The sequence below is a fragment of the Falsiroseomonas bella genome (assembly GCF_003173615.1).
Taxonomy (GTDB): domain Bacteria; phylum Pseudomonadota; class Alphaproteobacteria; order Acetobacterales; family Acetobacteraceae; genus Falsiroseomonas; species Falsiroseomonas bella.
Genome location: NZ_QGNA01000009.1, coordinates 25,369 through 50,940 on the forward strand (window position 1 = coordinate 25,369; position 25,572 = coordinate 50,940).

Annotated in this window: 30 protein-coding genes; 9 read left to right on the forward strand and 21 right to left on the reverse strand. The window is 71.3% G+C overall.

Translation table 11 applies throughout. The features are described 5' to 3' along the window. The first annotated feature begins 49 nt into the window (after positions 1 to 49). Positions 50 to 382, forward strand: a complete 333-nt coding sequence (locus DFH01_RS27040; protein WP_109873748.1) for a DUF1491 family protein — start codon at positions 50 to 52, stop codon at positions 380 to 382. A gap of 11 nt (positions 383 to 393) precedes the next feature. Continuing rightward, the gene (locus DFH01_RS27045; RefSeq protein WP_109873657.1) at positions 394 to 1,116 is read left to right on the forward strand and encodes a hypothetical protein; all 723 of its coding nucleotides are present in this window, start codon (positions 394 to 396) and stop codon (positions 1,114 to 1,116) included. Positions 1,117 to 1,132: 16 nt separating this feature from the next. Here DFH01_RS27045 and DFH01_RS27050 read toward each other — a convergent pair whose 3' ends face one another. The 10 genes from DFH01_RS27050 to DFH01_RS27090 form a co-directional block, all read right to left on the reverse strand. Then, positions 1,133 to 1,969, reverse strand: a complete 837-nt coding sequence (locus tag DFH01_RS27050) for an isocitrate lyase/PEP mutase family protein (RefSeq protein WP_199231434.1) — start codon at positions 1,967 to 1,969, stop codon at positions 1,133 to 1,135. A 17-nt stretch (positions 1,970 to 1,986) separates the two neighbouring features. Further along, entirely contained in the window at positions 1,987 to 3,279 is a 1,293-nt protein-coding gene (locus tag DFH01_RS27055) for a hypothetical protein (RefSeq protein WP_109873658.1), read from the reverse strand. Positions 3,280 to 3,301: 22 nt separating this feature from the next. Beyond that, entirely contained in the window at positions 3,302 to 3,937 is a 636-nt protein-coding gene (gene upp / locus DFH01_RS27060; protein WP_109873659.1) for a uracil phosphoribosyltransferase, read from the reverse strand. Positions 3,938 to 4,013: 76 nt separating this feature from the next. Beyond that, positions 4,014 to 6,125: a peptidoglycan -binding protein gene (locus DFH01_RS27065; protein ID WP_109873660.1), complete on the reverse strand. Its 2,112-nt coding sequence runs from the start codon at positions 6,123 to 6,125 to the stop codon at positions 4,014 to 4,016. A gap of 115 nt (positions 6,126 to 6,240) precedes the next feature. After that, positions 6,241 to 7,380 (reverse strand): flagellar motor protein MotA, encoded by a 1,140-nt coding sequence (locus tag DFH01_RS27070; protein ID WP_109873661.1) that lies wholly within the window; start codon positions 7,378 to 7,380, stop codon positions 6,241 to 6,243. Positions 7,381 to 7,389: 9 nt separating this feature from the next. Continuing rightward, positions 7,390 to 7,845: an OmpA family protein gene (locus tag DFH01_RS27075; protein ID WP_109873662.1), complete on the reverse strand. Its 456-nt coding sequence runs from the start codon at positions 7,843 to 7,845 to the stop codon at positions 7,390 to 7,392. 188 nt (positions 7,846 to 8,033) lie between these two features. Beyond that, complete coding sequence (locus DFH01_RS27080; protein ID WP_109873750.1) at positions 8,034 to 8,849, reverse strand: inositol monophosphatase family protein; 816 nt, start codon at positions 8,847 to 8,849, stop codon at positions 8,034 to 8,036. A 318-nt stretch (positions 8,850 to 9,167) separates the two neighbouring features. Next, positions 9,168 to 9,737 (reverse strand): elongation factor P, encoded by a 570-nt coding sequence (efp, locus tag DFH01_RS27085; protein WP_109873663.1) that lies wholly within the window; start codon positions 9,735 to 9,737, stop codon positions 9,168 to 9,170. A gap of 121 nt (positions 9,738 to 9,858) precedes the next feature. Further along, positions 9,859 to 10,557 carry a HEPN domain-containing protein gene (locus tag DFH01_RS29170; protein WP_408609220.1) on the reverse strand — a complete coding sequence of 233 codons (699 nt, stop codon included), beginning with the start codon at positions 10,555 to 10,557 and terminating at the stop codon, positions 9,859 to 9,861. A gap of 11 nt (positions 10,558 to 10,568) precedes the next feature. Next, positions 10,569 to 11,672 carry a DUF262 domain-containing protein gene (locus DFH01_RS27090; protein ID WP_199231435.1) on the reverse strand — a complete coding sequence of 368 codons (1,104 nt, stop codon included), beginning with the start codon at positions 11,670 to 11,672 and terminating at the stop codon, positions 10,569 to 10,571. 166 nt (positions 11,673 to 11,838) lie between these two features. On the opposite strand from DFH01_RS27090, the gene DFH01_RS27095 reads away from it, so the two are divergent. After that, positions 11,839 to 12,498, forward strand: a complete 660-nt coding sequence (locus tag DFH01_RS27095) for a glutathione S-transferase family protein (protein WP_109873664.1) — start codon at positions 11,839 to 11,841, stop codon at positions 12,496 to 12,498. 42 nt (positions 12,499 to 12,540) lie between these two features. Here DFH01_RS27095 and DFH01_RS27100 read toward each other — a convergent pair whose 3' ends face one another. Both DFH01_RS27100 and DFH01_RS27105 read right to left on the reverse strand, forming a co-directional pair. Beyond that, positions 12,541 to 12,963 carry a type II toxin-antitoxin system VapC family toxin gene (locus DFH01_RS27100; RefSeq protein WP_199231436.1) on the reverse strand — a complete coding sequence of 141 codons (423 nt, stop codon included), beginning with the start codon at positions 12,961 to 12,963 and terminating at the stop codon, positions 12,541 to 12,543. Beyond that, the gene (locus DFH01_RS27105) at positions 12,960 to 13,232 is read right to left on the reverse strand and encodes a type II toxin-antitoxin system Phd/YefM family antitoxin (RefSeq protein ID WP_158287931.1); all 273 of its coding nucleotides are present in this window, start codon (positions 13,230 to 13,232) and stop codon (positions 12,960 to 12,962) included. Before DFH01_RS27105 ends, DFH01_RS27100 begins: the two co-directional genes overlap by 4 nt. 101 nt (positions 13,233 to 13,333) lie before the next feature. On the opposite strand from DFH01_RS27105, the gene DFH01_RS27110 reads away from it, so the two are divergent. Both DFH01_RS27110 and DFH01_RS27115 read left to right on the forward strand, forming a co-directional pair. Beyond that, entirely contained in the window at positions 13,334 to 13,738 is a 405-nt protein-coding gene (locus tag DFH01_RS27110; RefSeq protein ID WP_109873666.1) for a GFA family protein, read from the forward strand. A 147-nt stretch (positions 13,739 to 13,885) separates the two neighbouring features. Next, positions 13,886 to 14,608, forward strand: a complete 723-nt coding sequence (locus DFH01_RS27115) for an outer membrane protein (protein WP_158287932.1) — start codon at positions 13,886 to 13,888, stop codon at positions 14,606 to 14,608. A 117-nt stretch (positions 14,609 to 14,725) separates the two neighbouring features. On the opposite strand, the gene DFH01_RS27120 is transcribed toward DFH01_RS27115, so the two are convergent. Continuing rightward, entirely contained in the window at positions 14,726 to 15,685 is a 960-nt protein-coding gene (locus tag DFH01_RS27120) for a lysine-2,3-aminomutase-like protein (protein ID WP_332903301.1), read from the reverse strand. 52 nt (positions 15,686 to 15,737) lie between these two features. Between DFH01_RS27120 and epmA the strand changes: the two genes are divergently transcribed. Then, positions 15,738 to 16,784: an EF-P lysine aminoacylase EpmA gene (gene epmA, locus DFH01_RS27125; RefSeq protein ID WP_109873669.1), complete on the forward strand. Its 1,047-nt coding sequence runs from the start codon at positions 15,738 to 15,740 to the stop codon at positions 16,782 to 16,784. Between the two features lie 58 nt (positions 16,785 to 16,842). Then, positions 16,843 to 17,337 carry a hypothetical protein gene (locus DFH01_RS27130; RefSeq protein ID WP_109873670.1) on the forward strand — a complete coding sequence of 165 codons (495 nt, stop codon included), beginning with the start codon at positions 16,843 to 16,845 and terminating at the stop codon, positions 17,335 to 17,337. Here DFH01_RS27130 and DFH01_RS27135 read toward each other — a convergent pair. The 8 genes from DFH01_RS27135 to DFH01_RS27170 all read right to left on the reverse strand — a co-directional run bounded on the left by DFH01_RS27135 (position 17,279) and on the right by DFH01_RS27170 (position 23,280). Then, a complete protein-coding gene (locus tag DFH01_RS27135; protein WP_158287933.1) occupies positions 17,279 to 18,001 on the reverse strand; it encodes an FkbM family methyltransferase in 723 nt (240 codons plus the stop codon). The genes DFH01_RS27130 and DFH01_RS27135 overlap by 59 nt on opposite strands. Beyond that, positions 17,994 to 18,458, reverse strand: coding sequence for a cupin domain-containing protein (locus DFH01_RS27140; protein ID WP_233256313.1), 465 nt, complete (start codon positions 18,456 to 18,458; stop codon positions 17,994 to 17,996). Before DFH01_RS27140 ends, DFH01_RS27135 begins: the two co-directional genes overlap by 8 nt. 95 nt (positions 18,459 to 18,553) lie before the next feature. Continuing rightward, positions 18,554 to 19,327 (reverse strand): CHAP domain-containing protein, encoded by a 774-nt coding sequence (locus tag DFH01_RS27145; protein WP_233256314.1) that lies wholly within the window; start codon positions 19,325 to 19,327, stop codon positions 18,554 to 18,556. Positions 19,328 to 19,723: 396 nt separating this feature from the next. Next, complete coding sequence (locus tag DFH01_RS27150; protein ID WP_109873674.1) at positions 19,724 to 20,074, reverse strand: RidA family protein; 351 nt, start codon at positions 20,072 to 20,074, stop codon at positions 19,724 to 19,726. Positions 20,075 to 20,152: 78 nt separating this feature from the next. Next, a complete protein-coding gene (locus DFH01_RS27155; protein ID WP_109873675.1) occupies positions 20,153 to 21,127 on the reverse strand; it encodes a Gfo/Idh/MocA family protein in 975 nt (324 codons plus the stop codon). Between the two features lie 13 nt (positions 21,128 to 21,140). Beyond that, complete coding sequence (locus tag DFH01_RS27160; RefSeq protein ID WP_109873676.1) at positions 21,141 to 22,397, reverse strand: MFS transporter; 1,257 nt, start codon at positions 22,395 to 22,397, stop codon at positions 21,141 to 21,143. A 12-nt stretch (positions 22,398 to 22,409) separates the two neighbouring features. Continuing rightward, a complete protein-coding gene (locus tag DFH01_RS27165) occupies positions 22,410 to 22,754 on the reverse strand; it encodes a hypothetical protein (protein ID WP_109873677.1) in 345 nt (114 codons plus the stop codon). A gap of 28 nt (positions 22,755 to 22,782) precedes the next feature. Continuing rightward, entirely contained in the window at positions 22,783 to 23,280 is a 498-nt protein-coding gene (locus DFH01_RS27170; protein WP_233256315.1) for a hypothetical protein, read from the reverse strand. 96 nt (positions 23,281 to 23,376) lie between these two features. Between DFH01_RS27170 and DFH01_RS27175 the strand changes: the two genes are divergently transcribed. After that, on the forward strand, positions 23,377 to 24,642 hold the full coding sequence (locus DFH01_RS27175; RefSeq protein WP_109873754.1) for an amidase: 1,266 nt from the start codon (positions 23,377 to 23,379) through the stop codon (positions 24,640 to 24,642). 97 nt (positions 24,643 to 24,739) lie between these two features. Further along, positions 24,740 to 25,567: an alpha/beta fold hydrolase gene (locus DFH01_RS27180; protein ID WP_109873678.1), complete on the forward strand. Its 828-nt coding sequence runs from the start codon at positions 24,740 to 24,742 to the stop codon at positions 25,565 to 25,567. The last annotated feature ends 5 nt before the right edge of the window (positions 25,568 to 25,572 follow it).

A 25,572-nucleotide genomic window follows, 5' to 3' on the forward strand; every position in this document is an offset into this window, starting at 1 on the left:
CGGCAGGCAAGGGCTTGCACGCCCGCCGAACGGCGCCGACCTTCGGCGCATGGAACCCCGCGTCAAGGCCGGTATCTGGGTGAGCATGGCCACCCGCCTCTCGGACATCGCCGGCCGCCCGGCCGCGGTGATCCGCAAGGGAGACCCCGATTCCGGCGGCATCCTCTGCCTGCTGCGCGGCCGCCAGGGCCTGGTGGTGCTGACCCAGGTCCGCGACGCCGAAGGCCGCCCGGCCTGGATGCGCGCCACCGGCGAGGCCCCGGTGGATGACGCCGCCGCCGATGCCTATGTCGAGCGCCAGGTGAAGCGCGACCCCGATCTCTGGGTCGTCGAGTTCGAGGCCCCGGACTTCAAGCCGCCCTTCGAGGCGAAGCTGATCTGACGTCGGCCGCCGTGCCGCGACCGGGCCACAGCGAGACCGACCATCCGCGCGATGCCGCCATGTCGCATGGCGTCCTCGCGGTCGGCTTCGCCGTCGCGACGGGCTTCGTCGCCTCCTACCTGCCCTGGCCCTGGGTCTTCGACATCCATTCGCCCGACTTCAACCCGATGGTCGCCCTGCCCCTGCTGTCGGCCGGCGTGACGGCGCTGGAGACGGTGCGCGCGGTGCGGGCCGAGCTGCGCCATCGCCGCTTCGGCGCCGCCACGCTCGATCTCGAAGGCAGCGGCCGGCTTCGCCTCGGCCAGCGCGTCGGCGGCGTGGTGCGCACCGCGCGTCCGCTTGCCCCGACCGGCCCCTACCGCATCCGGCTGCGCTGCGTGGACACGCATGAGTTCCGCGACACCAGCGAGAACGCGACCTCGCCCCGCAGGAACTCGGACTTCGTCGTCTGGGAGCGGGAGCAGGAATGCCCGGCGGAGGCCGTCGATTCGACCCGCGGCATCCCCTTCGCCTTCCGGCTGCCGAACTCGGTCGGCCCGGCGCCGCAGCCGCCGATCCGGCCGACGCGCTCGCCCTACTTTTCCTTCAAGGCCGCGATCATGATCCTGGGCCTCCGGCGCGTCTGGTCCAGCAACGACCCCCCGGTGGCGCGGCGCTGGCTGCTCGAGGTCTCGGCCCCGATGCAGGGCACCGATTTCGAGGCCCGCTTCCTGCTGCCCGTCGACCCGGATTGATCGCAGCGGCGGCGCGCTAAGCCCCGAACAACCCGTCCAGCACCGTCCCCGGCATCCGAGTCCCGAGCGCGTCGAAGGTCCCCGCCTTCATCGCCTCCACCGCGCGCCCCACCGCGCCCCAGGCGACGCCGGCCAGCGCGCCGCCGATGCTGACGCGCCGCACGCCGAGCGCCGCGATCTCCGCCAGCGTCAGCCCGATCGGGCGCGAGACCAGCAGGTTCACCGGCAGCGGCGAGGCGGCGGCGACCACCGCCGCGATGTGCTCCGGCGTCCGGATCCCCGGCACATAGAGCACCTCCGCCCCCGCTTCCGCATAGGCCGCGATGCGCCTCAACGATTCGGCCAGGGGATCGGGATGGCCCGTCAGGAAGCATTCCGCGCGGCCCACCAGGATGCCGCGCCCCGGCGCCGCGTCGCAGGCCGCGCGCGCCGCCTGCATCCGCGCCACCGCCTCCTCCAGCGGGAACAGCGGCCGCGCCGGGTCGCCGGTGGCATCCTCCACCGAGAGCGCGGCGACGCCCGTCTCCAGGCAGCGCGCCACGGCCCGCCCCACGCCCTCGGCATCCGCGCCGTAGCCATGGCCGAAATCGGCGTTCACCGGCAGCGCGGTCGCGCCGACGATCTCCGCGACGTGGGCGATCACCGCATCGAGATCCATCGTCCCATCGGCCAGCCCGCGCGACCAGGCGGCGCCGGAACTCGTGGTGGCCAGCGCCCGGAAGCCCTGCGCCGCGAGGTATTTCGCCGTCCCCACGTCCCACGGATTGGGCAGCACGAAGCAGCCTTCCGCATGCAACGCCCGAAAAGCCTCGCGCCGCGCGCCCGCCGCCGCCGGATCCAGCATGCCGCCCATCCTCGCCTCCTTCCTCGTCACGCCACCGGTCGCGACCGGAGGATGCGGCCATCGGCCAGCGCGATCGCGTGCAGGGTCTGGCTCAGCCGATCCGGGGTGGCGAGCAGCCAGAGCCGACCCGGCTCCGTCATCGCGAAGGCGATGTGCTCCGCGGTGGGCAGCGTCGCCTCCCACAGCGTCGTGCCGTCCGGCCGGATCCGCCGCACCCATTCCTCCATGCCGCCCACGGCGCCGATCTGCGCCAGCAGGATCGAGGGCGGGTCCGCGGGCGCCAACAGTCGCCCCGGCGCCTCCACCAGCAGCCCGCCGGCTGGCAGCGGCGCGACCCCCGCCACCGGCTCGGCCACCTCCAGCACATCCGCCGCACCGCCGCCGTCGCGCACCCGCCCGCGCCAGAGCCGCATCGGACCCGGCTCCGGCATCGGCGGCAGGAAGGCGCCGCCCGCATCCTGCGCCGCGACCGCCCCGCTGATCGCCATCTCCGCCGGCAGCAGCCCGAACCAGGTCGCGCCCACGCGCCCCTCCCGCGCCAGAGCGGGGCCGGCGAAGGCTGCGGCGCGGAACAGCGGCGGCAGCGGCGCGTCGCGCGGGTCGCTGCGCCGATGCGCGATGCGGGTCGCCGGATCGAAGGCGAAGCCGCCGCGGCCCGATGCCGTGCCATCCAGCACCAGCGCCTCCGCCAAGCTCAGCCGCCCGCGCAGCCCGGGCCGGTCCAGGTCGAGCTCGGGATTGAGGCGGGCAAGTTCCGCCTGGTCCAACGTCTTGCCCATGAAGCCCGGCCCGGCGGCCACGAGCTGGTCGGCCCAGACCCAGGCCGTGTTGCCCTGCGCCGCGATCAGCCGGGCATCCGGCGCGCCGCCCACCGGCACCACCGCGACGCGCACCTGCGCCGCGCGCCATATGTCGTCCGCCAGGTAGGACGTCACCTCCAGCATCTCGCGCTGCGCCGGCGTCTCGACCGAGAGGTTCCAGTCGCGCATCTCGACGCGGCTCAGCACCAGCAGCGCCTCCTGCTCGTCGAGGTCGCCGGGCAGCGTGCCGCGCTGGTCGGCCTCCCGCCCGCCGGGCCGGCGAAGCTCCATGCGGGCGCGGAGCAGGGGCGGGATGATGCGGCGGTTGTCGAAGCGCTGCTTCGGCTGCGCATCGGGGAAGAGCGCCGGGATGCCGACGACAAGCCCGGCCAGCAGCGCGCCGATCGCGCCGATGCCGCCGATGACAAGCCTGCGGCCCGATCTGTGCGCCGCCGCCGCCTCCGCATGGGTGGGCGGTTCCAGCCGCTTGCGGTCAGGGCGTTGCCGCTTGCCGTCCATGCTGGCGGTGCTCCGCTCGCCGCTATCCCTCCGTGCCGAAGCAGCGGTCGCCGGCGTCGCCGAGGCCCGGCACGATGAAGCCGCGCTCGTTCAGCTTCACATCCAGCGCGGCGGTGTAGATCGGCACGTCCGGATGCGCTTCCCGCAGCTTCGCCACCCCTTCCGGCGCGGCGACGACGCAGACGAAGCGCACCACCGGCGCGCCGGATTCCTTCACGCGGCTGATCGCGGCGATCGCGCTGCCGCCGGTGGCCAGCATCGGGTCGTAGAGGATCGCGCCGCGCGTGGTGACCTCGGGCGGCATGCGCAGCAGGTATTGCGAGGGCTGCAGCGTATGCTCGTCGCGCATCAGCCCGACATGGCCGACCGGCGCGTCCGGCAGGATCTGCATGGCGCCTTCCAGCAGGCCGAGGCCCGCACGCAGCACCGCCACCAGGACCGGCTCCGGCCCGGCGAGCCTGCGGTGGTCCATCGTGGTCAGCGGCGTCGTCACCTTCGCCGTCACGGAGGGCAGCCCACGCGTCGCCTCCACCGTCAGCATCGCGCCGATCTCCGCCAGCAGCCGGCGGAAGCGCGGGGAGGGGGTGGCCACGTCGCGCAGCTCCGCCAGGCGATGGCTGAGCAGGGCATGGTCCACGACATGCAGGCTTGCGGTCATCGTTCGGCGTCCGGCGGCGGTGTCGCGCAGTTGTCCTATGCCCCGGCGCCCCCGCCAAGCGCCGCGTGGAGGCGTGCTACGGCGCCCGGGCCGGAGCGGGGGCAGGGGCCTCCGCCGCATTCGCCGCGGGCCCCGCCTCCAGCCTGAGCTCGATGCGCCGGTTGCGGGCATAGGCCTCCGGCGTCTCGCGGTCGTCCAGCGGCTGGGTGTCGCCGAAGGCCGCGGCGGCGACGCGGTTGCGCGGCAGCCCGGCCTCGATCAGCAGCTGCGCCACCGCGATGGCGCGCGCCGCCGACAGCTCCCAGTTGTTGGCGAAGCGCCCGCCGCCGCGGATCGGGCTGCGGTCGGCGTGCCCGTCCACCCGCAGCACCCAGTTCAGGTCGCGCGGGAACTGCGCCGCAAGGTCCAGCAGCACGCGCGCCAGGTCGCGGATCTGCTGCTGACCCGCCGGCGACATCTCCGCGCTGCCCACGGGGAACAGCACCTCCGACTGGAAGACGAAGCGGTCGCCGACGATGCGCACCTCGGGCCTTTCGCCGATGACGCGCCGCAGCCGGCCGAAGAAGTCGGAGCGATAGGATTGCAGCTCCTCGACCCGTGCGGCGAGCGCCGCGTTCAACCGCTGGCCGAGCAGCGCGATCTGCGCGTCCCGGTCGCGCCCCTCCGCTTCCGAGGCATCGAGCGCAGCATTCAGCCGCGCCATCTCGCCGCGCAGCGCCTCGAGCTGGCTGGTCAGCAGCGCGACCTGCGTGCGGGCGCTTTCCGAAAGCCGCGCGAACTCGCCCGACTGGCTCTCCGCCGCCTGGCGGCGCCGCTCGGCTTCCGCGGCGCGGGCGGTGGCCTCCGCGGCAAGCTGCGCGGCCGCCCTGCGCTGGCGTTCCGCCTCGGCGGCGGCGCGTTCGGCCTCGGTGGAGCGGCCGGTCGCCTGCGCGACCAGCGCTTCCGCCGCGGCACGGGCGCGCGCCGCTTCCTCGGCCGCGCGCTGCGCGGCGCTGCGCTGCTGCTCGGATTGGGCGGCCTGCTGCTGCGCGGCGGTGCGCAGGCGCTGCTGCTCCTCGGCGCGGGCCAGCGCCTCGGCCGCCTGGCGTTCCAGCTGGTCGCGCAGCGCGGTCAGCGCGCGGAGCTGCTCCGACAGCCGCGCGATGTCGGACAGCCGCGCCTCGATCGTCGCGCGGTCGGCCTGCACCGTCTGGTCGAGCTTCGCGCGTTCCTCCTGCAGGCCGGCGATGTCGCGCCGCGCCGCCTCCAGCTGCTGCCGCGCCGCGGCCAGGTCGCGCGCCAGCGCCTCCGCTTCCTGCCGCCGCTGCGCGAGGTCGCGGTTGAGCGCCTCGGCCTCCTGGCGGCTGGCGGCCAGCGCGCGCTGGTTCGCATCCCGCGCGCCGCGCGTCTCCTGCAATTCGCGCGTCAGCGCCTGGGCCTGGTTGCGGCTGGCCTCCAGCTCCTGCGAACGCGCCGCCAGCGCCTCGCGCTCGGCGGCGAGCTCGCGCGTCAGGCCCTGGCCGAGCGACTGCGCCGCGGCGAGGTCGCGCTCCCGCGCCTCGCGCGTGCGGCGTTCCGCATCCAGGTCGCGGCCGAGCGTCGAAGCCTGGTCCCGCGCCGCCGCCAGGTCGCGCCGAACCGCCTCCAGCGCAGCGCGCTCGGCCGCCAACAGGCGCTGCGCATCGGTCAGGGTGCGTGCGGTGCGCGCGGCATCGCCGCCCACCGCCTCGGCCCGCGCCAGCGCCTCCGCCAGCCGGCCTTCCAGCTCCGCGATCCGGGCCGTCCCGCCGCGCGCCGAGGCTTCGAGATCCGCCAGCCGCGCCGCCAGCCTGTCGCGCTCGCCGCGCGTCGTGTCGCGCTCCGTCGCCAGCCGGTCGCGCTCGTCCCGCAGCAGCGAGAGGCTGCGCTGCGCCGCGTCCCGCGCCGTCGCCGCCGCGCGCAGCTCCTCGTTGGTGCGGCCGAGCGTGTTGCGCAGCTCCTCCGCCTGGCCGCGTTCCAGCGCCAGCAGCTCGCCGAGCTCCGCCACCTGTCGGTTCAGCCGATCCAGCGCCCGGTCCCGCGAGGACAGCGCGACGGACAGGAAGCCCTGCGAGAGCACGAAGACCAGCAGCACGAAGATGATGAGGATGAGCAGCGTGGACAGCGCATCCACATAGCCCGGCCAGGCATCGATCCCGCCGCGGTCCCGCCGCCCCCGCCCGAGCGCCATGCCTAGATGGCCCCTGCGGGGCCGCGCATGCGATTCAGATCTCCGGTGCTCGCGGCGTGCCGCCGCTGCGCCCTTCGATCATCGCAGGCGCCACCGCCCGCGCGCCGGACGGCCATCACTGCCGCGGCTCCTCCGCCAGCGCCGCGATGGTCCGCGCGAGCACCTTGATCTCGTTGCGGATCTCTGTCGTCGCCTGCATCCGCCCCTGGCCCATCTCCTCCAGGATGCGGGCGAGGTAGAGCTCCAGGTTGCGAATATGCCCGCGCGTCGCGTCGTCCATCGCGCCGCCGCCGGCCGCATCCGCCAGCCGCGCGAGCGTCGGCTGCAGCTGCGCCTGCGCCTCCGCCATGCGGCTCATCAGCACCTGCGCCGCGCGCATCTGGTCGGCCAGCACGGTCAGCCGCTCGGTCAGCGTCATCAGCGCCTGGTTGCCCTGCGCGCGCCCTTCCTCGTTGCGGGCGATGGCGCGCTGCAGCTCGTCCATGTTCTCGGCCGACTGCTCGAGCAGCGCCTGGACGTAGGCCGGCATCGAGCCTTCGCCGTCCTGCCCCAGCGCCCCGGACGACAGCCGCGTCGCCCCCGCCAGCCAGTCCTCCAGCTCCGAGTAGAAGCGGTTCTGCGCCTGGCCCGCCTGGAGATCCAGGAACCCCAGCACCAGCGCCCCCGCGAGACCCAGCATCGACGACGAGAAGGCGATGCTCATGCCCCTGAGCGGCTGGCTCAGCCCCGCCTTCAGCTGGTTGAACAGCGCGTTGATGTCGCCCGTGCCCACCGACATGTCGTTGATCACGTCGGACACGCTGCCGATCGTCAGCAGCAGCCCCCAGAAGGTGCCGAGCAGCCCGAGGAAGATCAGCAGCCCCGTCGCATACCGGGAAATCTCCCGCTGCTCGTCGAGGCGTGAGGCGATGCCGTCCAGCACGCTCCGCATCGCCATGGCCGAGAGCGAAAGCCGCTCGCTCCGCCGGCTGGCCAGCATGCTCGCCATCGGCGCCAGCAGCTTCGGCGGCGGCCGGCTCGGCGCGCCGGCGACGGGATTGCGGAACTGCTCCAGCCACTCGACCTCGCGCGTCAGCGCCAGCACCTGGCGGATCGTCCAGGCGATGCCGAGCAGCAGCACCGCCAGGATCACGCCGTTGAGCAGCGGGTTCGCCAGGAAGGCGTGGCTGATCTCGCCCGCCAGCAGCCCCGCCAGCCCCGCCACGGCCGCGAGGAAGATCAGCATGCGCCAGAGATACATGGTGGGGCTGGTCATCCGCGCGCCTTACCCCCTTCGCCCGGTGCGGGTCACGCCCGGCGGCAGGATGTCCGCCGCGTCGAGCCCCTCCGGCGTGCGCCCCAGCGCCCGCACATCCACCCGCGTCTCGTCGAGCCCGCCCGCCGCCAGAGCCTTCCGCACGGCATTCGCCCGTTCGAGCGAAAGCCGCCGCGCGGTCGAGGCATCGTTGCGCGGCCCCGAGGACTGCGCCTCCACCGTGATGCGCCCGGAGCCCGCCGGGCTCGCCGCCATGCGCCGCCCGATCTCGGCCAGCACCTCCGCGGCACCGGCGGGCAGCGCCACCTCCGGCCCGCGGAAGATCACGCGATAGGCCCCCTGCGGCAGCGGCGACATGCCCGCCGGCAGCGCGAGCGGCGGCGCCGGCGCCCCACGCGACTGCGCCCCCGCCACGCCAGGCGCGGCAAGGATCGTCAGCGCGAGCAGGGCGCGGCGGCCATTCATCGCGTGCAACCTACCCGTTGTGTCGAGTCGGCGCCACGCAGCGCGAATTTTCTCTCTGCTCGCCCCATCTCCCGCCCCGCCTCTTCTCCCTCCCCCGCTGTGCGGGGGCTTCGACGCCAAAGGCGTCGGAGGCCGAAGGCTGGTCGGGGTGGGGGCCCGACCGCCCTGCGCCGCCAAGCGCCCGCGGCCTACTCCCGCCCCCGCGCGCTTTCCGCCGCGGCGATCCCCTCCGCCACCACCTCGCGCAGCTTCGGCTGCAGCACGGGATTGCCGCAGACCACATGCCCGCTCTCGTAGAAGCCGTCCCCGCCCGCCGGATCGCTGATCACGCCCCCGGCCTCCCGCACCATCACGATCCCCGCCGCGATGTCCCACCGGTTCAGCCCGAGCTCCCAGAACCCGTCGTATCGCCCCGCCGCCACCCAGGCGAGGTCGAGCGCCGCCGACCCGAACCGACGCACCCCCGCCACCTGCGGCATCAGCTTCGCGAGCGTCAGCGAGAACTCCGCCTTCCGCTGCACCTTCGCGAACGGGATGCCCGTGGCGAACACCGCCTGCACCATGTCCCGCCGCCCCGAGACCCGCAGCCGCCGGTCGTTGAGGAAGGCGCCGACGCCCTTCTCCGCCCAGAACAGCTCATTGGCCGCCGGATTGTAGATGCACCCCGCCACCAGCTCGGTCTTGTCCGGCCCGAGCCGCTTCTCCACGCCCACGCTGATCGCCCAATGTGGGATGCCGTGCAGGAAGTTCGTGGTGCCGTCGAGCGGATCCACCACCCAGCGCCACTCCCACTCGCCTTCCGCCTGCCCGCCTTCCTCGCCCAAAAACCCCCAGCCCGGCCGGGCCTTCGAAAGCTCCTCCTTCAGCGTCTGCTCCGCCCGCAGATCCGCCTGGCTGACGAAATCCCCCGGCCCCTTGGAACTGACCTGGAGGTTCTCGACCTCCCCGAAGTCGCGCAACAGCCTGCGTCCGGCTTTTTGGACCGCCTGGTGCAGGACATTCATGGCAGGAGAGATGCGCGGCGAGACGGCCATCGGATGCGGGTCCTGGAAAGAACGAAGGCCGGTCGGCTGTCCGCCGCCGGCCCGTATCTGCGTGTGTTAGCCCGGGGGCGCCGCCCCCGAAAACCCCCGCCGGGGACGATGATCGTCCCCGGACCCCTCCATTCAAGGAGCCGCCCCCCCAAAACGCTCTCCCGCGTACAAACCCTCTCCCGCAATGCGGGGGAGGGTGGGCCGCGCGTCCAGCGCGGCCGGGTGGGGGCCCGACCGACCTAAGAGAAGACGGCGCGGTTGCTCCGGGCCCGGCGACCGACGAAAGCGCTACCCCTTCGCCCGCTCGTAATACGACCCATCCTCCGTCTTCACCACGATCTTCTCCCCCGCGGTGATGAACGGCGGCACCATCGTCTTCACGCCGTTCGACAGCACCGCCGGCTTGTAGGAGGAGCTCGCCGTTTGCCCCTTCACCACCGGATCGGCCTCGACCACCTCCAGCGTCACCGTCTCCGGCAGGGACATCGCCACCGGCTCGCCCTCGATGAGGCGGACATTCACGGTCATGCCCTCGGTCAGGAAGGGCAGGCGGTCCCCCAAAATGTCCTTGCTGACGAGGGTCTGCTCGTAGCTGACCGGATGCATGAGCACGAGCTGCTCGCCATCGGCGTAGGAGAAGGTGAACTCCTCATCCGCCGTCTCCAGCCGCTCGACGGTGTCGGCGGTGCGCCAGCGCTGGTCCTTCTTCGCGCCGGTCTTCACGTTCCGCATCTCCACCTGGATGACGGCCGCGCCCTTCCCGGGGATCATGATGTTCTGCTTGAGGATGGTGTAGCGCTGGCCTTCGAACTCGATGACCATGCCGGCACGCATCTGGTTGGCCTGCATCTTCGCCATGGCGGGCGGTGTCCTGACGTCGTCTAAGGGGCTGATGGATCGCGGCGCGCTTACAACGAGGGGGCGGGGAGGGCAAGGCGGCGAGGGGCGCGCTTTGGGCGGACCAACTGCGGCGAGACGGCTAGAACGTCCAGCAAGTTACCCCTCCGTGAGCGAGTACGTGCCCATAAAATATACGATCAATCGCGTGAACTATTTCTACAGCTAATTTAAGAAGGGACTCAACGTCTGCAATCGTTAAATTCGGGGGGTGAGAGTGAGCGATCGAAGTTCGTACGCTCTGAAATGATTCAAACATCAACTCAACATCCCTTTTTAATAGCCTTCCCATGCGAGCATCGAAATCGGCGATCCCTAATCTAGCAAAAACCTTCTTAACATTACTATAGGATGGATAAGACGCGTTGTTGTGCCAAAGCTTACCGTCGAATTGGAGAGATATACTTGTCCCGTCCAAAACTGGCCAGTTATTGTGCGCACTCATAATGCCTTTTGCCAGATGGATCTCGTCTTTCTGCGAAAAGAACTTCTGATAGTGCGGCATGAATAGACAAGATGCAATGAATGCGCGCGCGTGCGTTGGTAAGCTGTTTCCTAGTCCATTTTGTCTCAGCTTCAACGCCCAACTCTCAATGACAATCTTAAAATAAACCTCCTGGGCTGCGCATGCCTGAAACACAGCACAGTGAAAAGCCATGTCTCGCACGTCAGCGAGCGAAGGTCGCGCCCTCGCTGCCCTTTCGGCTTTCCGTGCTGTCTTTAGGAGTCCGTTGACGCGGGAGTCGAAATCTCGACGAGCGCGGCTAACACGGTATGGCATCTGGGATTGGCTCAGAAATTATCCACAAGACTCTTGTACAACACGATACGGTTCTTAACGCTTGACTCGTCGCTGGTGGCCTGCCTGATCGTTGTAAGAAAATGACTTTTGCTGAGTAATGTCGCGTTTGCGGCCTGGAAGCTGACATCCTGAGGTAAATAATCCAGAATTCTCGGATTTGTCGTCTCAGCAAACGCGATCATCTGTGCGTCATAAAGGGCGGAGTTGAAAGGTCCCAACCTGGTATGTGTGTCGATCAGACGAAATGCGTGCTTCCCAAGAGCAGCACGAATGCGTTGGAATGTGTCCAGGAATTCGCGAGACCACTTCTCTACATCCGCCGGCTTGGCGTCACGGTTTTTGCTGCTAAATTCATCAAGAAATCCAGAAAGAGGCTTTTGGTAGTTCTGTCTATCATGACGGAGTGCGAAGAAGCGTAAAATCAATTCCTCTGCCTTCATTCGCTTGTCGGCCTTTATGCCTACAGCATTCAACCAATCCTTGTTTTCGGCGAGTTCTTTTATTTTTTTCATAAGGGGGCCGAAATTCAAGCCGTGCCGTAACTCTTGAGCATTAAGTGATACTGCTCCTGTATTCAGACGTTGAAACACGTCGAACTTAATCTGAGGATGTGTATCGTTCAATATCGTGATGCATCGGATCGTTCTATTCTCGATGTGATCCTTGAAGCGCGGGTCCAGCGTGCTCCAACTATATCCGTTAAGCTCCGGATAGGTTGTCAGACCCTGAAGCTCGAACCCGTCATTTAGGAAAAGTTTGATGCTCAGCAGTCTTTGATTTCCATCTATTACAAGTAGGTTTCCGTCGTAATTTTGACTCAGATAAATAATGGGTATGGGACACTGAATTATAAGAGATTCAATGAGCCTGGAAGCATGCGTCCTCTTCCAAACGTATTTCCTTTGAAACTCTGGTATTCTAACCTTGCCATTCGCCAGATATTGGTGTAGAGAGGCGACAGTATAGTCTGCTGTTTCTGTGTGTAGGCGGCGCTGTTCGGGCGGGATATTGCGTACTTCTGGCTCGTCATCGTCGTGCTTAGATACAGGAAACAGAACATCTGCGATCTGCTTCTGCGATTTTAACCCGCTCACGCGTCCCCTCCAGGTTAAACAGCTACGATGTACATCGCCTTCCGGTCGCCGCCAACAAGATCGCTCGCTGAGCTTGTTGTCTCGCGCACCACGGTGGTGCGATCCGCGGCAAAGCACGATAGCCTGACACCGCCGGGCCACCCGCAGCACCCCCAGGAGGCCCCCCATGCCCCTCACGCTGCACTACCTCTCCGGCTCCCCCTACACCTGGCGCGTCCACATCGCGCTGGCGCACAAGGGCATCCCCCACGCCCTCCGCCCCATGTCCTACGATGCCGGCGATTTTCGAGCGTCCGAATTCGCCGCCCTCAACCCCCGCCGGCGCGTGCCCGTCATCGAGCACGACGATTTCGTGCTCTACGAATCCGCCGCCATCCTCGAATACCTCGAGGACATCGCCCCCACCCCGCCGCTGCTCGCCGCCGATCCGCGCCGCCGCGCCATCCAGCGCCGCATGGTGCGGGAGGCCGACCAGTATCTCGCCACCCATCTCGAGGAACTGGTCGAGGCCGTGCTGTTCACCCCGCCCGACCAGCGCGACCCCGAAAAGATCGCAGACGCCCAGTCCTGCCTCCGCGCCGAACTCGCCTTTTGGGAGACGCTGATCGAGGGCGATTTCCTCGCCGGCGATTTTTTCGGCGCCCCCGACGCCACCCTCTACCCCCTGGTCGCGCTCGCCCGCCGCATCGCCTCCCGCAACCCCGGCCTGATGACCCCCGAAAACCTCGCAGGACCGCGCATCGCCGCGTGGATGGCGCGGATGGAGGCGCTGCCGGTCATCCGCGCCACCTGGCCGCCCCATTGGGGCGCCCCGCCCGGCGCCTGAGCGAAGCCGCGGCCCGGCCCTGGGAACGGCGCCGGTCGCGCCTCAGCACGCCACCGCCTGCACGAACCCCGCCTCCGCATAGGCCAGGATCGCCCGGTCCCGCGTCACCACCGGCACGCCGAGCGTCAGCGCCGTCGCGACGATGATCCGATCCACGGGATCGTTGTGGAACGCGCCCTGCAAGGCGCTGCCCTGATGCGCGATCTCGCGCGTCACTGGCACGGGCCTGATGCCGGGCGCCGCGAACACGCGGTCCAGCCAGGTCTTCGTGTCCGGCAGGAAGACCGTGGCCGGCCGCTTGCCGCGCGCGCGGCTCAGCAGGCCGACTTCCCACGCCGTGAGCGCCGAGACGAAGGCGCCATCGCCGGCGAGGGCATCGCGGATTGCCGCGCGCGCCGCGGCGCTCATCGGCTCGCCCTGCGCCATCCAGATCACGGCGCAGGTGTCGAGCAGAACCGCCGTCACCGGTGCAGGATGCCCAGCTCGGCGTCCGACGGCCCGTCCGAGGTCGGCGCCGTCAGGTCCACCTCCGGTGGAATGATGACGCTTCCCCGCATGAAGCCGAACAGGTCGCGCGGCTGATCCGCAGGCGCCGGCGGCGCGGTCACCACCGCCACGACCTTCCCAGCCTGCGTCACCTCAACGCGCGAGAACTCGCCCGTCTGCACGCGGTCCAGCACCTCCAGGCAGGTCGCCTGGAACTCGGCCGCGCTGATCGTCCTGGCTGCCCCCATGGCCGCCTCCGCTCTCATCACTCGTCGCCATCATATGCGCATCCGCGCCGCGCCATGCCATCATTCCCCGCGCGCGAAACACGTCGGGGAAGGGGACAGCCATGCATGTGGACGGCGCCTGCCATTGCGGCTTCATCACCTATGAGGCCGAGCTCGACCCCGCCGGCATCCTCGTCTGCCACTGCACCGACTGCCAGCGCCTCTCCGGCAGCGCCTTTCGGACCGTCGCGCTGACCCGCCCCGGCGGCTTCCGCCTGCTCAGCGGCACGCCCAGCACCTATGTGAAGATCGCCGAGAGCGGCCGCAGGCGCCTGCAGACCTTCTGCCCCACCTGCGGCTCCCCCATCACCGCGACGGGGGAGGGGGAGGAGCCCAAGGTCCACAGCCTCCGCCTCGGCACCTGCCGCCAGCGGGCGGAGCTCGTCCCGGTCGGCCAGATCTGGTGCCGCTCGGCGCTGCCCTGGCTCGACGACCTGGCCGGGCTTCCGAAGCGCGAGCGCGCCTAGCCCATCGCCTTCCCGCGCCGGCCCGGCAACGACACGCCGCCGGGTTGATCGAGATCATCTCCTGTCCGTTCAATTCTTCTTATGAAGAGGGCATCGCGCGGGCCGCGCGCATCGTCCGGCCTGGCGGAATGGGAGGAGGTCACTGCGATGAAGACCAGTCGCTACGCCCTTGCCGGGGTGCTTGCCGTCGCCCTGCCGGCGATGGCCTCCGCGCAGCCGGTCACGGGGCTGTATCTCGGCGCCGGGATGGGCTTCGACATCCCGCTCGACCAGACGATCTCCGCCTCGGGCCTGGCGGATGAGACGCTCACCATAGACTGGGGCACCGGCTTCGCGGGGGTGCTGTCGCTCGGCTACGGCTTCGGCAACGGGGTCCGGGCGGAGCTGGAGGGGTCCTACCGCTCCACCAGCATCGGCGGGATCAGCGGCACGGACGTGGCCAATTTCTCGAGCGGGTCGCAGAACAGCTACGGGCTGATGGTCAACGGCTTCTACGATGTCCGGCTCGGCGTGGACTGGGTGCAGCCCTATCTCGGCGCCGGCCTGGGCTATCAGTGGACGGAGCTCGACGGCTACCGCCTCGGCCCGGCCGATGGCCGCGCCTTCGGGATGAGCGCATCCGGCACCGACGGCGCCTTCGCCTACCAGGCCATTGTCGGCGCCGCCTTCCCGCTGCGCGCGGTGCCGGGCCTGTCGCTGACGGCGGAGTATCGCTTCCTCGGCACCTTCGGCCACCAGAGCTACGACGGCTACCGGATCAACCCGAAGGGCGTGCGCACCGATGCGCCGCTGACCCTGGAATCCCAGCAGCACTCGCTGATCCTCTTCGGGCTGCGCTACGCCTTCGGGGGGCCGCCGCGGGCGCCGTAGCGGCGGCGCCTGCGCGCCGCCGTTGCCGCTGGCACCGCGCCCTTCGTTCGTGGTATGTTCGCGGCGCTCTTTGAAACGGCGCGGGCCGCGCCGCCCATCCGTCCACTCCAGCGTCCGTCAGCCGGCGCGGCGCACCGGCACCTTGCCGCCGCCGCCCGGCGTCTCGGTCACATAGGTCGGCTGCGCCAGGCCGCTGATCCGCCCGCGCAACCCCTCGACCAGCGCGAGACCCTCCTCCGCCGGCACCCGGAAGCGCGCCGTGCCCGGCGCCTTGTCCAGCTGGTGCAGGTAATAGGGTTTTACGCGACACCGCAGCATCGCCCGGAACAGATCTTCAAGGGTTTCGGGGCTGTCGTTCACGCCGCGCAGCAGCACGGACTGCCCCAGCAGCGGCACCCCTGCCCGAGACAGCCGCCGCAGCGCCGCCGCCGCTTCGGCCGAGAATTCCCGCGCGTGATTGGCATGCACGCACAGGAAGAAGGCTTTGTCCGAATCCAGCGCGGCGACCAGCTCCGGCGTTACACGCGCGGGATCCGCCACCGGCACCCGGCTGTGCACCCGCACGATCTCCAGATGGGGAATTTGTCCGAAAGCGCGCATCAGCGCCGAAAGCCGCCGCGGCGAGAGCATCAGCGGGTCGCCGCCGGTCAGGATCACCTCGCGGATCGCGGGCGTCGCCGCCAGCCAGTCCAGCGCGGCGGCAAGCTCGGCCTCGGTCAGCAGCCCGCCATCCGGCCCCACCACCTCCCGCCGGAAGCAGAAGCGGCAATAGACCGGGCAGGCCAGCAGCGGCTTCAGCAGCGCCCGGTCCGGATAGCGCCGCACCACCCCCTTCACCGGCGTGAAGGGCGCATCCGCCGTCGGGTCCTCGATCTCGTCCGGCGCGGTGATCAGCTCCGCCGCATCGGGGATGTATTGCCGCCCGATCGGGTCGTCCGGCGCCCCGATCAGCCCGGCCACGGCCGGGGTCACCGCGATGGCATAGCGCTCCGCCACGCGCGCGACGGCCGCCTCGGCCGCCGGGTCCAGCAGGCCGGCCGCGACCAGCGCCTGGGCGCTGCGCATCGTGCGGGGCATCGCGTCATCGGGCATGGTTGCGGCCCCTAGCCCCCGAGACCGCCCCGCGTCCATGCCCCAACCCCCTTGGCACCCCGAAAGCCTCGCCGCGAGGCTGCCCTTCCTCCGCCGCCGCGCCCGCCTGGCCGCCGAGACCCGCGCCTTCTTCGCCGGCCGCGGCTATGCCGAGGTCGAGACCCCCTGCCTCGTCCCCGTCCCGGGCATGGAGGTGCATCTCCGTGCCTTCCGCAGCGAATTCCGTCCCCATCTCGGCGCCGGCCGCGCCACCACGCTGTGGCTGCGCACCTCCCCGGAACTGGCGCTGAAGCGCCTGCTCGTCGCCGGCGCCGGCAAGGTGTTCGAGCTGGCCCGCGTCTGGCGCAACGGCGAGCTCAGCCCCCGCCACGGTCCCGAATTCACCATGCTGGAGTGGTATGCGCCGGGCCTGACCCTCGCCGGCCTCATGGATGAGACAGAAGTTTTCGTTCGCAGCGTCTGCCCACGACACGTCGCGCATGAAGGCGTCGCCACTGATCTGGCGGAGCCCTTCGAACGCCTGTCCTGCGCCGAAGCGTTCAGGACGCACTGCAACGGCCTGGAAATCCTGGATACCGTGGACCACGCCACCGCCGAGGGCGACGCCGCCGCCCTCCATGCCGCCGCCCGCGCCGCCGGCCTCGCGCTGCCCGAGGGCCTCGGCTGGGAGGACGCCTTCTTCCACCTGCTGCTGACGCATGTGGAACCCCGCCTCGGCCGCGACCGGGCGACCTTCCTCACCCACTGGCCTGCCCCCCAGGCCGCGCTCGCCCGCCGCGACCCCGCCGACCCCCGCGCCGCGCTGCGCTTCGAGCTCTTCGTCGCCGGCCTGGAACTCGCCAACGCCTTCGACGAGCTGACAGACCCCGCCGAGCAGCGCGACCGCTTCACCCGCGACGTCGCCGCCCGCAAGCAGGAAGCCGGCGAGGAAGGCTGGGAGGTGGACGAGGATTTCCTGGCCGCCCTCGACCACGGCATGCCCGCCGGCAGCGGTATCGCGCTGGGCTTCGACCGCCTGGCCATGCTCGCCAGCGGAGCCCAGCATATCCAGCAGGTTATGTGGCTGCCCGCATCGGTCGAATGAGGCGCAACCGGCGTTTTCTCCCGGCGTTGCCCGCGCTCGCCCGTGGAATCCCGGTGCCATGCGAACGCTCCGCCTCGCGTCCCTGCTCGCCCTGGTCCTCGCCCTGCTGGCCCCGGCGGGGCATGTGCTGGAGATCCCGGGCAAGCTCCGCCTGACGGCCGAGCACTGGCTCGTGGTGCAGCAGACCCTCTATCCCGGCTACGCGGTGGCCGGCGCGGTCACCCTGCTCGGCACGCCGCTGCTCCTCGCCGCCTTCGCGTGGAGCGTGCGCGGCACGGCGGAGGCGCGCGCGGCCTGGATCGCCGCCGGCCTGGTGCTGCTCGGCCTGCTCGCCTGGTGGCTCGTGGTCGCGCCGGTGAACGGCTGGATCGCCGCGGCGACGCCCGAGACGCTTCCGCCCGCCTGGACCGCCTGGCGCACGAGGTGGGAGGCCGGGCACGCCCTCGTCGCGCTGCTCGTCGCGACGGCGCTGGTGCTGCTGCTGCGCACCGCGCTCAGCGCAGCGCAGCCAGCACCTCCGCCTCACGCTCCGCCGGCCAGGCATAGAAGGTGAAGATGTAGGGGTCTGAGGCGCCGAACACCGAGGGATCGCTCGACGCCACCTGCATCGTCGGGGCGTCGAAGGCGGCGAAGGGCTGCATCGCCCCGTGCAGCCAGAAGCCGAGCGCATAGCCCAGGCCCTGCAGCAGCGCCGGCACGTCCCGCGTCGCGCCCTGGCGGTGCCGTTCCTCGACCTCGAGGCTCAACACTGGCCGGCAGCGCGTGAGCGTCGCCCTCGCGCCTTGCAGCACCTCCTCCTCGGCCCCTTCGGCATCCACCTTCATATGCGTCAGCTTGGGCAGCGCCAGGCTGTCGAGGGTGATCACCTCGACCTCATGCCGTTCCGTCGCGACGCCCTCGAACTCGGCATAGTCCTTCACCAGGCTGGCCCATTGCTCGATCGCGGCGCCCGCCGTGACCGGCACGCTGAGCGTCAGCCGCCCCGGCGCCGCGCCGAGCGCCTCCGGCCGCAGCGCGATCTGCGGCGGGATCGCGCCGTATTCGGCCAGCACCGCCGCCCGCAGCCGCGCGAAGGCGCTCGGCAGCGGTTCGAAGGCGATCACCTGCGCGCCGGGCAGGCGCGCGAAGGGCAGGGTCAGCAGCCCGTCATGCGCGCCGACATCCACGATCACGCCCTCGCCGCGCCAGAGCCGCGTGTGGAAGCCGATCTCATCCACGGGGATAGGCCCCGCCGGTCACGGGGTCGCAGGGCGGGTCGGGCGTCGCCGGGATCGCATGCACCGCCTTGGTGCGCTCCCCGGGCCGGCCGGTGAACTGCTCGGGCGGATCGCCGGGCGGATAGGCGCCGACAACCAGCAGGTCGGGCGACTGGCCAAGGTTGCGGTGCCCGGTGCCGGCCGGCAGCACCACCACGTCGCCGGCGCCGAGATCGAGCGTCACGCCATGTTTGCCCCCGAGCCGCACCCGCACCTGGCCGGCCGCAATCGCCAGCGCCTCATGCGCGTTCGGGTGGTAGTGGTGGAAGTCGTAGATGCCGTTGCGCCAGGCCGGCGGCCAGCCATGCCGTGCGAACAACGCCTCGGCCGCCGCGGGATCGCCGGGCGCCAGTGCGGCGCGGTGCAGCAGCACCGGCAGCCTTGCATTGTTCGGGATCTCGCCCCCGGTCGGGAGCATCAGACGTTCCGCCCCGTCGGGTCGCTTCTCGTGCATCGGTGCCTCCGCCTGTCGCGGAGGTTAGCACGCCCCGCCGCGCGCGGGTTCCCCCGCGGTCAACGGCCCAGCGTCTGGGCCAGGCGCTCGTGCTGCAGCACGTGCGGGGAGGGCGCCTCGGCCACCTCCTGCATCGGCTCCGCCTGGGCGGTCAGGATGCGGGCGCCGTGCGGGCGGTTGTAGATGAAGCCATAGGCCGGATAGACGCGGCCGAAGCTGTCGTTGTCCCAGCCCACCTGCACGCGCACCGCCGTCCAGTCGTTGCGGTCGGAGACGTCGATCACCGTCACGCCGCGCATCACCGTCCCGCGCCGGATGCCCGGGCCGGCCCAGTTCGAGTGGTCGATCAGGATGGTGCGGTCGTTCACGACCCGGCTGACCACCGCGACATGCCCCCGCCGCATCCCGCCCGAGGACTTGAACGCCAGCACCGAGCCGCGCTCCGGCGCGTTGCCGCGAGCGTAGCTGCCGGCGGCGTTGTACCACCACAGCCGGGCATCGCCGCTGATCTGCATACCGGTGGCCATGCGCGCGAAGGGCACGCAGGACAGGCCCGCGCTCTGCGCCACATGCAGGATCGGCGTGCCGCCGAGCGCCGCGCCCCGGAAAGAGACCGGCGTCAGCGCCGGTTCCCCGGTGCGCCCTGCGGGCGCCGTCGCGCGGGTGCCGCCCTGGACCACATGGCGTGTCGCCGCCTGGCGTGTCGTCGCCTGCCGCGTCGTTGCCGGGCGCGTCGTTGCCGGGCGGGCAGCCACACGCTGCTGCGCCTGCGCATTCTGCGCGCTGGTGTTGCGGTTCTGCTGCTGTCCCGCCGCATCCGCCGCCGACCCCACGGCGGTTGCGACAAGGATAGCGAAGCCACAAACCAGCGCGCGTCCTGCCCGCATCCGGATACCCCTGCCAAAGCCCCCACGGACCCGTAACGGAACCGTGAGAGTGGCGTATCCGGCCCTCTCGCGCCCTGCCAACCCGGCACGGGCGTTACATCCGGTAATCTGGCGTGATTCGTTCGGCGCGGCTGTGGATGACGCCCGGGTTTCGGGAAATCGTCCTAGGTTGAAACGCGCAACACGGTGGCAACACAGTGTTGCGACACAAATGCAACAGGCGAAACACGCGACACAGACTCGAAACGCAGCCGCTGCATGGCAGTCATGTGCCGACGTGATGATCCGGCAACGATTCTCGCCGGGCGCGCGAGGCGCCCGGCGTTTTTGCAACCTGTCAGGTCACTTGCAGGCGGTGATCATGATCTCGACCAGGTGGCGCGGGTCGGCCATGTTCGCCTGCACGCAGGCGCGCGCCGGGCGGCCGGCATCGCCCAGCCATTCCACCCACACCTTGTTCATCGCGTCGCGGTCGCGGATGTCCTTCAGCCAGATCTGCGCCTGCAGCATCCGCGTCTTGTCGGTGCCGTTCGCCTCCAGCGCGGCGTCGATCTTCGCCACCACCTCGCGGGTCTGGCCCGCGACGTCCTTGGACAGGTCGTCGGCGGTCAGCCCCGCCAGGTAAACGAAGTTGTGGTACTCGACCGAGGTCGAGAGGATCTGGTTGCTGCCCTGGCGGGTGATCTTGGACACGGCGCGGACCTCCTGGAATTGGCGCGCCGGGGTTTTACGGCCGAACGCGCCCCTCTGGAACCGCCCGCCGCCCCCGATTCACGCGACCGCGTAGGTGCTGCCCGACGCCGCGGCGCCGATCATCGCCTCGAACACCGCGACGCCGTGGATCGCCTCCTCCACCGGCAGCGGATAGGCCGCGCCGCCCGCGCAGGCCCTGGCGAAGGCCGCGAGCTCCGCCGCCTCGATGTCGGTCTTCGGGAAGGTCTTCACCCAGCCCTCGCCCTCCACCGGCGTCCAGGTGAGCTGCTCCAGCCCCTGCTGCACCAGCACCCCGCTGGTGCCGAACAGCCCGACGCGCCAGAAGGTCGCGGTGAGCGCCAGGGTCGTGAAGCCGACCGTGGCGCCGCTTTCCAGCCGCGCCAGCATCGCCGTGGTGTCGTCGATGGTCTCCGAGACCTGGGCGTGGCTCTGCACCGTCACCTCCCGGAAGCGGCCGGCGAGGTTGATGATCATGTCCACCATGTGGATGCCCATGCCGCCCATGCCGCCGAGCGGGCTTTCCGCGCGATCCGCGCGCCACATGCCGGGCTTGTAGTTGCGCGCGCCGGAGCCGCTGAAATTGCCCTCGACATGCAACAGCGTGCCGAGCGTGCCGTCGGCAAGCATCTGCTTCATCATCGCCGTCGCCGGCAGGAAGCGCCGGTTGTGGCCGAGCGCCATCACCCGCCCCGCGGCGCGGCACGCCCCCACCGCGGCCTCGGCGTCCGCCTTGGCGAGCGTGAAGGGCTTCTCGACGAAGACATGCTTGCCGGCCTGCGCGGCCGCGATCACCTGCGCCGCGTGCTGGCCATGCGGGGTGGCGAGCACCACCGCCTCCACCTCCTTGTCGGCCAGGACGGCGTCGTAGCCATCCAGCAGCCGGATGCCCTTCGCGGCGGCATAGTCGCGCGCCTTCTCCGGCGTGCCGGTGCAGCCCGAGACGAAGCGCAGCGGGGCATCATTCTTCCCCTGCACGCTGTCCACCAGCACCCGGCCCCAGCGGCCCATGCCCACGATCGCCGCCTTCAGCATCCGTCATCCCCCATCATGATCGTCCCGCCGGATCGGGCGGCACGGCTTCCAATGCGTCCTGCATCCGCTTGAGCCGCCACAGCCCCCAGGAAAAGGCCACCAGGAACAGGCCGACCGCCGCCAGCGTCGGCATCCGCAGCCCGAAGGCCTCCCCCGCCGCACCCAGCGCCAGCGCGCCGAGCGCCGGGCAGGCGCGGGTGATGAGGCCCCAGAGGCTCAGCATCCGCCCGCGATAGATCGCGTCGGTCGCGGACTGGATCAGGGTCTGCACCGTGATCCCCTGCACGGAGGCGAAGGCGCCGATCAGCGCCGCGCTCAGCATGCCCAGCGGGAAGAACCCCGTGGCGACGAACCCCGCCGTCGCGCCGGCCTGCGCCAGCCCGGACCAGACCGCGAGCCGCGTCGTGCCGGCCAGCTTGCCGCGCCCCGCCACCCAAAGCCCGGCGACCAGCGCACCGACGCCGAAGCAGGCGGTCAGGATCGCCAGGCTCTCCGCGCCCAGGCCGTAGATGCGCTCCACATAGGGGGGCAGCACCTCCTGCACGCCGCGCAGCAGCATCGCGGTGATGGCCGCATAGAGCAGCAGGGGGCCGAGCCCGGCATGCCGCGCGGCGTAGCGCACGCCATCGGCCACGTCGGCCCAGATGCCGCCCTTGCCGGCATGGCCGCGCCGCTCCGCCACCGCGACGTTCAGCATCAGCAGCGACAGGCCGGAGATCAGGTAGCCCACCGCGTTCGCGGCGATGGCCGGCACCACGCCGAAGGCGGCGATGACCGGCCCCGCGATGGCCGGGCCGACGAAGCGCGCCACGGCGAAGGTCAGCGAATTGGCGGCGACCGCCGCCGGCAGGTCGGCGCGCGGCACGATGCCCGGCATCAGCGTCTGCCGCGCCGGCTGCGCGAAGGACCCCGCGATGCCGCTCAGCACCTCGAGCGCCAGCAGGATGCCGATCGTCATGTGGCCGCTGGCGGTGATGCCCGCGACGGCGGCCGCCTGCAGCGCGATCGCCACCTGCGTCCAGATGGCGAGCTTCACCCGGTCCACCCGGTCCGCGACCGCCCCGGCCAGCGGGCTGATCACCACCGCCGGCGCCAGGTCGCAGAAGGCGACCATGCCGACCCAGAAGGCGCTGCCTGTCAGCTCCCAGGCCAGCCAGGAGACAGCGATGCGCTGCATCCAGAGGCCGGTCCAGGCCACCATGGAGCCGCCGAAGAAGATGCGGCTGTCGCGGTGGGAGAGTGCGCGGGAAAGGGCGCCCCGCGTGGCCATCCGGCGTGTGGCCTACCGCGTCCCCGCCTGTCCGCCGACCTGCCCTTGGCGCAGGCAGTCCTGGATCATCTGGTCGCGGGTGAGCTGCGCCGAGGCGCGGTCGGCCTCCGCGCGGCTGTAGGGCGCGACGGTGATGGTGCCGCGGCCGCTTTCCGTCTCGTCCGTGCGCATGGTCTGGCCGCGCTCCCGGAACTGCACCACGCGCGTCGCTTCCGCCCGGCAGGCGGCGAGGCGGGCATCCTGCTCGCCGCGCGGCGCGCCGCCGAAGGGCACGTCCACCCGTCCGCCCTGCAGGCGTGCCGAGTCGCAGGCCGCGAGCAGCAGCAGGGGCAGCAGGAGAAGGGCGGAGCGCGGCATGTTCCGGGACTTTCGGCGCGGGGATGGCTCAGGCGGAGGCCCTGGCGGGCAGGCCCCGCGACAATAGCCTCCGAAGTTCCTCCGCGTCGAACCTCGCCCCCGCATCGAGCGGCATCCCCGCCGCCGCCCGCAGCAGCGCGGGATGCAGGTCCACGCCCTGGGGCGTCACGTCGAACAGGCCGATCAGCCACTCCGCGCGGCCCATCACCTCGACCAGCGCGAGCAGCCGGAGGCAGAGGGCGAGGCCGGCCAGCGTGCAGAGGCCGGCGCCGCGGTCCACCGCCTCTGCCCAGCAGCGTGCGTCGCGGTCGGCGATGGCGAGCACCGTCGGCTCGGCATTGGCGCGGCGGAACACCAGCGTCCGCGCCGGGCCCCAGCGCCCCGCGGCCGCGCCGGCCCGCGCCGCGTCCCAGGCGGCGAGTAGCGCCTCCGGCCGCACCGCGGGCAGGCGCTCGGGCGGGCAGGGGATGGCATAGGCGAGGGCGCCATGGGCGTCCTCCGCCACCCGGATCGCGGTGTCGGGCATCGGCGCGATGTGGGGCGGGGCGGAAGGCGGCGCCAGGGGCGGCCAAGGTGCGGCGGCGGCTTCGCAACGGCGCCTCGCCATTCCATGATCGCCGCCATGGAGCCGAACCGCCTGACCGCCACCGAGGCCGCCCGCGCCATCGCCGCCGGCCGCCTTTCCCCCGCCGATCTGATGGAGGCCTGCCTCGCCCGCGCCGCGTCGCGCGAGCCGGCCGTGAACGCCTTCGTCCATCTCGATCCCGCCCAGGCAAGGCGCGGGGCGGCGAAGGCCCGGCCCGGCCCGCTGCACGGCATCCCCTTCGGCGTGAAGGACGTGCTGGACACGGCCGACATGCCCACGGGCTACGGCTCGCCGATCTGGGCGGGCTGGCGCCCGCGCGGCGATTCCGCCGCCGTGGCCGCGGCGCGCGCGGCTGGCGCGGTGATCATGGGCAAGACGGTCACCACGGAATTCGCCACGCGTCATCCCGGCGCCACCGCCAATCCGCACAACCTGGCGCATACGCCGGGCGGGTCCTCCTCCGGCTCGGCCGCCGCGGTCGCGGACTTCATGCTGCCGCTCGCCTTCGGCACCCAGACCGCGGGCTCCATCGTGCGGCCGGCGGCCTATTGCGGCGTGGTCGGCTACAAGCCGACCTATGGCGCGCTGCACCGCGCGGGCATGAAGGTGATGAGCGAGAGCCTCGACACCATCGGCGTCATGGCCCGCTCCGTCGCCGATTGCGCGCTGGCCATGGCCGCGATGACCGGCCGGACCCTGGGCGACCCCGAGGCGAAGCCCGGCCGCGCGCCGCGCCTCGGCCTCACCCTCGGCCAGGAGCCGGGCAAGGCGGCGCCGGAGACGGTGGCGCTGCTGCGGCGCGTGGCCGACCAGGCGCGCAAGGCGGGCGCGGAGGTGGTGGACTTCACCCTGCCGCCCGAGCTGCTGAAGGCCGCCGAGACGCATCCGGCGCTGATGAACATGGAGACGGCGCAGTCCCTCGCCTGGGAGCTGAACGAGGCGCGGGCCCAGCTCTCCCCGGTGCTGCTGGACCGGATGGACTGGGCGCGGAGCCAGCCCATGGCCGCCTTCCGCGAGGCGCGGCTGGCGCAATCCGCCGCCAAGCTCTGCTTCGCGCGGGCGACCGAGGGTCTGGATGCCCTGCTCACGCCGAGCGCGCCGGGCGAGGCGCCGGAGGGCCTCGGCTGGACCGGCGACGCGACCTTCAACCTGCTCTGGACGACGCTGTGGGGGCCGAACGTGACGGTGCCGGCCGGCACGGGGCCGAAGGGGCTGCCGCTCGGCGTGCAGCTGGTCGGCCGCATCGGCGAGGACGCCGCGGTGCTGGGCTGGGCGCGCTGGCTGCAGGCGGCGATGGGATAGGCGCCCGCCGCCACGGCCCGATTACCTCCGGCGTCATCGCCCCGCCGCGCTAGGCCCGTGCAGGCTGCCCGCGTACAACAGCGCGGGAGTGCCTGCCATGGCGACGCTTCTTCCCACCGGCCACCTCGTCACGCGCGACGGCGTGGCGCTGTTCCGCCGCGACATCGGCCAGGGACCGCCCGTGGTCTTCCTGGCGAGCTGGTCGCTGCCCTCCGACTCCTGGTCCCTGCAGATGCAGGCCCTCTCTTCCGCCGGGTTCCGCTGCCTGGCCTATGACCGGCGGGGCCATGGCCGCTCCGCCGATCCGGGACGGGGATGGGACTACGACACGCTGGCGGACGACCTTGCCGAGGTGCTGGAGGCACATGGCATCGAGGCGGCGACGCTGGTCACCTTCTCCGGCGCCGCCGGGGAGGCGGTGCGCTACCTGACTCGCCACGGCGGCCGGCGCGTCGCGCGGCTGGCGATGGTCGGGCCGACAACGCCCCTGCTGGCGCGGCGCGCCGACAATCCGGACGGGATCGACCCCGCCCTGCTGGACGCTTTGCGCGGCGAGATCGCGCGCGACTTCCCGGCTTGGCTGGAGCAGGCGGCGCGGCCCTTCGGCGGGCCGCACGTCTCCCAGGCGATGCTCGACTGGGTGCGCGGGCTGGCGCTGCAGGCCTCGCTGCCGGCACTGCTCGGCTTCCACCGTGCGCTGAGCGAGACGGACTTTCGCGCGGAGCTGCGAGCGCTGGACCTGCCGGTGCTGGTCATCCAGGGCGAGGAGGACCAGACCTGCCCGCTGGACCTGACCGGCCGCCGCACGGCGGCGCTGGCGCGGCGTGCGCGGCTGCTGGTCTATCCCGGCGCGCCGCACGGCGTCCCGTTCAGCGACGCCGACCGGCTCTCGGCCGACCTGCTCGCCTTCGCCCGCGGCGGATGAGCCGG

Excerpts from the sequence above, each read along its gene's own strand:
- DFH01_RS27040 (WP_109873748.1), top strand. The coding sequence starts at position 50 with ATGGAACCCCGCGTCAAGGCCGGTATCTGGGTGAGCATGGCCACCCGC.
- DFH01_RS27050 (WP_199231434.1), bottom strand. The coding sequence starts at position 1,969 with ATGGGCGGCATGCTGGATCCGGCGGCGGCGGGCGCGCGGCGCGAGGCT.
- DFH01_RS27055 (WP_109873658.1), bottom strand. The coding sequence starts at position 3,279 with ATGGACGGCAAGCGGCAACGCCCTGACCGCAAGCGGCTGGAACCGCCC.
- upp (WP_109873659.1), bottom strand. The coding sequence starts at position 3,937 with ATGACCGCAAGCCTGCATGTCGTGGACCATGCCCTGCTCAGCCATCGC.
- DFH01_RS27065 (WP_109873660.1), bottom strand. The coding sequence starts at position 6,125 with ATGGCGCTCGGGCGGGGGCGGCGGGACCGCGGCGGGATCGATGCCTGG.
- DFH01_RS27070 (WP_109873661.1), bottom strand. The coding sequence starts at position 7,380 with ATGACCAGCCCCACCATGTATCTCTGGCGCATGCTGATCTTCCTCGCG.
- DFH01_RS27075 (WP_109873662.1), bottom strand. The coding sequence starts at position 7,845 with ATGAATGGCCGCCGCGCCCTGCTCGCGCTGACGATCCTTGCCGCGCCT.
- DFH01_RS27080 (WP_109873750.1), bottom strand. The coding sequence starts at position 8,849 with ATGAATGTCCTGCACCAGGCGGTCCAAAAAGCCGGACGCAGGCTGTTG.
- efp (WP_109873663.1), bottom strand. The coding sequence starts at position 9,737 with ATGGCGAAGATGCAGGCCAACCAGATGCGTGCCGGCATGGTCATCGAG.
- DFH01_RS29170 (WP_408609220.1), bottom strand. The coding sequence starts at position 10,557 with ATGCCATACCGTGTTAGCCGCGCTCGTCGAGATTTCGACTCCCGCGTC.
- DFH01_RS27095 (WP_109873664.1), top strand. The coding sequence starts at position 11,839 with ATGCCCCTCACGCTGCACTACCTCTCCGGCTCCCCCTACACCTGGCGC.
- DFH01_RS27105 (WP_158287931.1), bottom strand. The coding sequence starts at position 13,232 with ATGGGGGCAGCCAGGACGATCAGCGCGGCCGAGTTCCAGGCGACCTGC.
- DFH01_RS27110 (WP_109873666.1), top strand. The coding sequence starts at position 13,334 with ATGCATGTGGACGGCGCCTGCCATTGCGGCTTCATCACCTATGAGGCC.
- DFH01_RS27115 (WP_158287932.1), top strand. The coding sequence starts at position 13,886 with ATGAAGACCAGTCGCTACGCCCTTGCCGGGGTGCTTGCCGTCGCCCTG.
- DFH01_RS27120 (WP_332903301.1), bottom strand. The coding sequence starts at position 15,685 with ATGCCCCGCACGATGCGCAGCGCCCAGGCGCTGGTCGCGGCCGGCCTG.
- epmA (WP_109873669.1), top strand. The coding sequence starts at position 15,738 with ATGCCCCAACCCCCTTGGCACCCCGAAAGCCTCGCCGCGAGGCTGCCC.
- DFH01_RS27130 (WP_109873670.1), top strand. The coding sequence starts at position 16,843 with ATGCGAACGCTCCGCCTCGCGTCCCTGCTCGCCCTGGTCCTCGCCCTG.
- DFH01_RS27140 (WP_233256313.1), bottom strand. The coding sequence starts at position 18,458 with ATGCTCCCGACCGGGGGCGAGATCCCGAACAATGCAAGGCTGCCGGTG.
- DFH01_RS27155 (WP_109873675.1), bottom strand. The coding sequence starts at position 21,127 with ATGCTGAAGGCGGCGATCGTGGGCATGGGCCGCTGGGGCCGGGTGCTG.
- DFH01_RS27160 (WP_109873676.1), bottom strand. The coding sequence starts at position 22,397 with ATGGCCACGCGGGGCGCCCTTTCCCGCGCACTCTCCCACCGCGACAGC.
- DFH01_RS27165 (WP_109873677.1), bottom strand. The coding sequence starts at position 22,754 with ATGCCGCGCTCCGCCCTTCTCCTGCTGCCCCTGCTGCTGCTCGCGGCC.
- DFH01_RS27170 (WP_233256315.1), bottom strand. The coding sequence starts at position 23,280 with ATGCCCGACACCGCGATCCGGGTGGCGGAGGACGCCCATGGCGCCCTC.
- DFH01_RS27175 (WP_109873754.1), top strand. The coding sequence starts at position 23,377 with ATGGAGCCGAACCGCCTGACCGCCACCGAGGCCGCCCGCGCCATCGCC.
- DFH01_RS27180 (WP_109873678.1), top strand. The coding sequence starts at position 24,740 with ATGGCGACGCTTCTTCCCACCGGCCACCTCGTCACGCGCGACGGCGTG.